Below are 6,000 nucleotides of genomic sequence, written 5' to 3' on the forward strand. Positions count from 1 at the left end.
CTTCAAAATCGGAGAGAAACCTTGTTCCTGCGCATCGCGGCCCTTCTGGGCCTCGCGTTCCTGCCCGCCTGCGCCACCATCACCACCAGCCCCAGCCAAAATCTGACCGTGCTGACCGAACCGGCCGGCGCGAGCTGCGAGATCGAACGCAACGGCGCTCCTCTTGCCGTGGTGAACCCGACGCCGGGCACCGTCCGGATCGGCAAGTCCAACCGCGAGACGACGATCACCTGTACGCGGGACGGCCACCTGCCGGCGCAGACGGCGCTTTCGCCTGAGTTTCAGCCGATGTTCCTTGGAAACATTCTTCTCGGGGGGGTGGTCGGCATCGTCGTGGACGTCAGCACCGGCGCGATCTCCAAATATCCGGACAGCATCCAGATCGCTCTCACCCCGGCCAGCCCCGCCCCGAGCGGACCCGTCATATCCGACCTGAGCCCGGCGAACCCGCCCGCGCAGACCTCCGCGGTCCGGCATGCAGGCGATGACCGCGTCGCCACGATCCGGGCCGCCTGTGGACCGTCCGGCTGCGGTGCGCCCACCGGCGAGGCCGGGATTGAACGGAAGGGCGCCCTGGCCATGCTGGGCGCGGAGCCATCGCAGCCGCGCTGACGTCATCCGGCGCTGGGCTGGTTCGCACTGCCTGGAGCTTGCCCAGCGCTCCCGAACGCCCGACATCCCCCCGATGGACGGCCCCGCCCCCCCCGCGCTCGACCTCGACTTCACGGAGGACGAGCTTCACCGCTACTCCCGCCACATCCTCCTCGGCGAGGTCGGCGCCACCGGCCAGGCCCGCCTCCGCCAGGCGCGCGTGCTCGTGGTCGGCGCCGGCGGCCTCGGCTCGCCGCTGGCCATGTACCTGGCCGCCGCCGGCATCGGCACCATCGGCCTGGTGGACCACGACACGCTGGAGCTCTCCAACCTCCAGCGCCAGGTCGCGCACGCGACGGACCGCGTCGGCCGCGCCAAGGTCGAGAGCATGGCGACGACGCTGCGTGCCCTGAATCCCCTCACCACCATCGAGCCGCACGCCTGCCGCCTGGATGAAGGCACCGCCCGCGACCTCATCCCCCGCTACGACATCGTCTGTGACGGCACCGACAACTTCCCCACCCGCTTCCTGCTCGGCGACGCCTGCCACCGCCTTGCCCGCCCCCTCGTCTCGGCAGCGGTGCTGCGCTTCGAGGGCCAGCTCTCCACCTTCAAGTCCCATCTCGGCGCGCCACATCCCTGCCACCGCTGCCTGCACCCCGAACCCCCTCCGGATGGGCTGGTCCCCTCCTGCGGCGAGGCCGGGGTGCTCGGCGCCGTCACGGGGGTCATGGGCACGCTCCAGGCGACGGAGGTGCTGAAGGAAATCCTTGGCATCGGCGAGTCCCTCTCCGGGCGCCTCCTCCTCTGGGACGCGCTGGACACCCGCTTCCGCACGATCCGCCTGCGCCGCGACCCCGCCTGCAAGCTTTGCGGAGGATGACCCCCCTCGGCATCCTCCTGCGCGGTGCGGGGCACGAGCCCGCGCACTACGCGCTCGTGCTCGCCACCGCCGCCGCCGCCATCGGCCGCCCGGTCACGCTTTTTGCCACAAATGCTGGCCTCGCCCTGTTCCAGCGCGGCGCGCCCCTCCTGTCGGACCCGCGAGAGGCCCTGCTCGCCGCGCGCGGCGTCGCCGGCATCTCAACCCTGCTGGAGGCCGCCGCCGAACTCGGCCTGCGCAGGATCGCCTGCGATGCCGGTCTGCGGGCGGAGGGCGTGGCGGCCAGCGACCTCGCCGCGGGCGTGGAGGTGGCGGGTGTCGTCACCTTCCTGGAATCGGTGGGGCCGGGGCAGCTTCTCTCGCTCTAGTTGCATCGGGCGCCTTGACCGGGCGGCGCGGTTTTGCGCGTGATCGCCCCCCGATGAAACGCCTGGTCCCTTTCCTTTCCCTGATCCTCGCACTGTCGCCGGAGGCGTGGGCCCCGAAGGCGTGGGCCCCGAAGGCGTGGGCGCAGACTGCCGGAAGCCTGCCGCCGCCCGTGCCGCGGGGCGCCACCCCGGCCAGCCCTGCCGCACCCGCGGCCCCGGCCTCCCCCGCCGCGCCGCGCCGCGCCGCGCCTGGGCAGCCTGCGGCCAGCACCACCCCACCACGCCCTGGCCCGCCAAGTCCTGGCCCGGCACGGCCGGCCCCTTCACAGCCGCGCACTCCCCCGGCCGGGAGCGCCGCGGCCACAACCACCCGCGCGCCGGCCGCAGGGCGCCCCGAACAGGCCCGTCCTGGCCAGGCGCGCCCCAGTGAGTCCCGCCAGACCCCGGCCAGCCGCCGCCGTGCCGCGGCGGCCGCCGCCGCGGCCGCGGCGGCGGCGGCCGCAGCGGCGGCCCCTGCCGCCCCGGCGCCCGCACCGGCTCCCGCCGAGCCCCCGCCGCCGCCGATCGGCCCGGTCACCAACCTGCCCCTGCCCCGCTTCGCCTCGCTCCGCGCGGAGGAGGTGAACCTCCGCGCCGGCCCTGGCACCCGCTATCCCATCGAGTGGACCTATCAGCGCCGCGACCTGCCCGTGGAAATCGTGCGGGAGTTCGAGCTGTGGCGCCGCATCCGCGACATGGAGGGCACGGAGGGCTGGGTGCACCAGTCCAACCTCACCGGCCGTCGCAACATGGTCGTGACCGGGGAGGAGCGCGTGCTGCGCCGCCGCGCCGAGGAATCGGCGGGCGTGGTCGCGCGCCTCCGCCCGGGCGTGCTCGGCCGCATCCGCCTCTGCGCCAGCGGGGAGGCCTGGTGCGAGGTCCAGGTTGGCGAGCATCGCGGCTGGCTTCGCCGCACCGACTTCTTCGGCGCCATGCCCGGCGAAGAGGTGAAATGATCCGGCGCGGGCACGTCTTGCCCAGCCCGGGACACCGCCCTATCCCGCTGGGAAGGGCCGCAGCGACGGCCTGCGCCAGGGGAAGCCAGCCGCACATGACAACACAGCACCGCATCAGCCGAAGGCTCGCCCTGGCCGTCCCGGCCGCGCTGGCCGGCGTGGGTGGGGCGAGGGCCCAGGCCGGCTCGCCGCTGCGCCTCGTGGTGCCCTTTCCCGCCGGCACCACCCCCGACACCCTGGCCCGCCTCTACGGCGCGGCCATCTCCGGCCCGCTCGGCCAGCCGGTGGTGGTGGACAACCGCGCCGGCGGTGGCGGCATGATCGCGGCCGAGTACGCGGCGCGCGCCGTGCCCGACGGCAACACGCTGTTCGTGGGCAGCAACGGCACCATCTCCATCAACAAGCACATCACCGACCGCATGCCTTTCGATCCCGACCGCGACTTTCGTCCGGTCGCCTTTCTCGGCGTGTCCATGCAGGTGCTGGTGGTGCGGCCCGGGCTGGCCACGGACCTCGCGGGCTTCCTGGCCCAGGCCCGCGTGCAGGAGGTGAACTACGGCAGCGTGGGCGCGGGATCGGCAGGCCATCTCTTCATGGCCGGGCTCGTGGCCCAGGCGGGGCTGAAGGGGCAGCACATCCCCTACCGCGGCGCTCCCCAGGCACTGATCGAGATCGCCGCCGGCCGGGTCGACGTGATGGTGGCCGCCACCGGCTCCGCCCTGCCGCTGATCCGGGAGGGCAAGGTGGTCGCCCTCGCCGTCACCGGCCCCGCGCGCGACCCGCTGCTGCCGGAGGTGCCGAGCTTCGAGGAAGCCGGCGTGCCCGGCTTTGTCCTGCCGGTCTGGAACGCGCTTTTCGCGCAGCGCGCCGTGCCGGACGCGGCGGTGGAGCGCGTCGCCGCCGCCCTGGCCGCGGCCCAGACCGACGAAACGGTGCGCCGCGGCGTCGTCGCGGCGGGCTTCACTGTGGAAGCGCGCGATCCCGCCGCCATGGGGCGCTTCATCGCGCAGGAAAGCGCCCGCTGGGGTGAGATCGCGCGCGCGACCGGCGTGCGCCTCACCGACTGATCCGCGGCGGATTGGCCACAGGGGAGGCGGCCTCGCGCGCGGCGCGCGGCGCGCGAATTCCAGGGGCGTGCGGAATCGCCTAGAACGGGGCACTCCCAGCCGACGGAGGCCGCGGCCCCTTGCCTGACCTGCTGCATCCCCAGGAGCGCGACCGGCTGCTCGCCGGGCTGCGCCGGCTGCTGCGCCAAGCGGTGCTGGAGGGACAGCCGCTCTCGGGCCTCGCGCACCGCGCCGCACCGGGCGCGCCGCTGCACACGCTGGACAACGCGCTGGCGGCCGAGGCCATGGCCATTCCCGCCCTGCGCGAGGCGGATCCCGCCCTGGCCGACTCCGTTCTTTCCTTTCTGGTCGCCGTGGGGAAGGAGGAGGGCCCGCCCCCTCGCGCCGTTCTGCCGCAGGCCGGCGGGCGCGTGGAGATCCTGCGCGACGACCCCGCCAGCTTCCGCCTTCTCACGTCCTGGCACGAGTTCACCGGCGACCTCACCCACGGTGTGCTGCGCCAGCGCATGCGCGCCCCATCCGGCGGCAATGCCCCACCCCGGGAGGTGCCGCAGGACGGGACGTGCGCGCGCATCGTGCAGCACACCGGGAACATGGCGCGGCTGCGCCCGGTGGGCGGCGTTCCCGGCTTGCTCGGGCGCTTGTCGCTGCGCGCGCGCACGCTCGACGTGGAAGAGGCGATCACCGCGCAGGGCGTCCAGCCCGAAGGCGCGGGTGCCGTGATGTGGCACGAGAGCGCGCTGCGCCTGCGCCCGCTGCCGGGGCTTTCCATCCATGTCGGCACCCTGCGCTACGAGTACCGCGTTTCCTCCGCCGATCCGCTGCTGCGCGTGGCGGTGACGCTCAGGGCGGGAAGCCGTGCGGGCCTGTCGGCCATCCGGCTGACCACGGCGGTCGATGCCCTGTCCGAAGCCGTGCCGTCCTTCGCCCATGCGTCGGTCGGGCGCGAGGGTGTCCAGCTTCCCCGCTCCGCCGGTCCCTTCGCGGCCGAGGAACTGCTTTCCGAGAGTGGCGCGGAATCGCTCCACCTCTGGCAGTCCGGGCCGGAGGAGGAGGCCCTCGCCCTTCATCTCCGCCCCCGTGCCGCGGAAGGCGTGTTCAGCATTCGCGCATACGGGCGCAACGGCGCCCCCCACTGGCTCGTGCTGCGCCACAGCCTGGCCGACCTGCCTCCCGGCGGCGTCGCGACCCTGCGCGAGGACCGGTTGCTGGCCCAAGGGGTTGCCCAGGGCAGCCCGGCCGAGGCGCTTCGCCTGATCGCCGCACCGTCGAGCCTGGGCGGCCGCGATCCCGGCCAGGCCGGCATCGGCGCGCCGCTGGCCGCCGTGGCCGCCACGTTGCTGAACGCCCCGGCCTTCGCCGAGCCCATCCGCCGCGACCGGCTGGCCATCCTGCAGGACTGGCTGGACCGCCGGATTGCCGCCTTGCCGGACGACGACACCACGCCCCTGCCCATGGGAGAACTGGCTTCAACGGCGCTGGCACTGGACGCGGCCTGGCGCGCGGGCGGCTTGCCGCGGGACCGGCGCCGGCTGCGCCATCTGCTCACCCGCCTCGCGGCCATGGCCGCGGGGGGCGGGAGCGCCGGTCTGGCCGATCAGGGCGCCGCCGTTCTCGCCCTGGCCCGCGGCGCCACGCTGATCCCCGAGCCCTGGGTACAGGAGGCGCTGCGCCGCGCCATGCTGGCCGTCACCCCCGAAGACCTGTCCGACACCGTGGAGGCGCCTCCCACCCGCGCGCTGGCGGCCGTGCTGCGCGGCGCGCGGGCCACGGAGTTCTTTGCCGAAACAGGCCGGATCGCGCCCGACGCCGAGGTTCTCGCCCGTGCCGCCGCCCTGCGCGAGGCGGCGCTCCACCTTCTGTCCGGGCGCCTCCGCGCCGTGGAACAGGGCGCGGGGGAGCCGGCGATGGAGGTGCTTTCCGGCAGCGGTGAGGGCGCCAACGCCCTGAGCGCCGCCACCCTGCTCCTCGCCGTCCTCTCGCCCGACGAGGTCGCCCTCTCCATGAACCTGCTCCACGCTTGACCGGGCAGCCCAGCGCGATCGCCTGCGATCGTCGCCCCAGCGCGATCGCCTGCGATCGTCGCCCCAGCGCGA

The 6,000-nt window shown here is 74.5% G+C and carries 6 protein-coding genes; all 6 read left to right on the forward strand.

The window, feature by feature from the left end; genetic code table 11:
- Positions 1-21 precede the first annotated feature (21 nt).
- The 6 genes from ACFFIC_RS16240 (at position 22) to ACFFIC_RS16265 (ending at position 5,928) form a co-directional block, all read left to right on the forward strand.
- Complete coding sequence (locus tag ACFFIC_RS16240) at positions 22-612, forward strand: hypothetical protein (protein WP_377052172.1); 591 nt, start codon at positions 22-24, stop codon at positions 610-612.
- Between the two features lie 73 nt (positions 613-685).
- Positions 686-1,474 (forward strand): HesA/MoeB/ThiF family protein, encoded by a 789-nt coding sequence (locus ACFFIC_RS16245; protein WP_377052174.1) that lies wholly within the window; start codon positions 686-688, stop codon positions 1,472-1,474.
- Complete coding sequence (locus ACFFIC_RS16250; RefSeq protein ID WP_377052176.1) at positions 1,471-1,842, forward strand: DsrE family protein; 372 nt, start codon at positions 1,471-1,473, stop codon at positions 1,840-1,842. Before ACFFIC_RS16245 ends, ACFFIC_RS16250 begins: the two co-directional genes overlap by 4 nt.
- A 170-nt stretch (positions 1,843-2,012) precedes the next feature.
- Positions 2,013-2,837 (forward strand): SH3 domain-containing protein, encoded by an 825-nt coding sequence (locus ACFFIC_RS16255; protein WP_377052178.1) that lies wholly within the window; start codon positions 2,013-2,015, stop codon positions 2,835-2,837.
- 95 nt (positions 2,838-2,932) lie between these two features.
- Positions 2,933-3,904: a Bug family tripartite tricarboxylate transporter substrate binding protein gene (locus ACFFIC_RS16260; RefSeq protein WP_377052180.1), complete on the forward strand. Its 972-nt coding sequence runs from the start codon at positions 2,933-2,935 to the stop codon at positions 3,902-3,904.
- A 119-nt stretch (positions 3,905-4,023) separates the two neighbouring features.
- Positions 4,024-5,928, forward strand: coding sequence for a hypothetical protein (locus tag ACFFIC_RS16265; RefSeq protein ID WP_377052182.1), 1,905 nt, complete (start codon positions 4,024-4,026; stop codon positions 5,926-5,928).
- Positions 5,929-6,000: the final 72 nt, after the last annotated feature.

The organism is Muricoccus vinaceus, assembly GCF_042433125.1.
GTDB classification, from domain to species: Bacteria; Pseudomonadota; Alphaproteobacteria; order Acetobacterales; family Acetobacteraceae; genus Roseomonas; species Roseomonas vinacea.

Excerpts from the sequence above, each read along its gene's own strand:
- ACFFIC_RS16245 (WP_377052174.1), top strand. The coding sequence starts at position 686 with ATGGACGGCCCCGCCCCCCCCGCGCTCGACCTCGACTTCACGGAGGAC.
- ACFFIC_RS16250 (WP_377052176.1), top strand. The coding sequence starts at position 1,471 with ATGACCCCCCTCGGCATCCTCCTGCGCGGTGCGGGGCACGAGCCCGCG.
- ACFFIC_RS16260 (WP_377052180.1), top strand. The coding sequence starts at position 2,933 with ATGACAACACAGCACCGCATCAGCCGAAGGCTCGCCCTGGCCGTCCCG.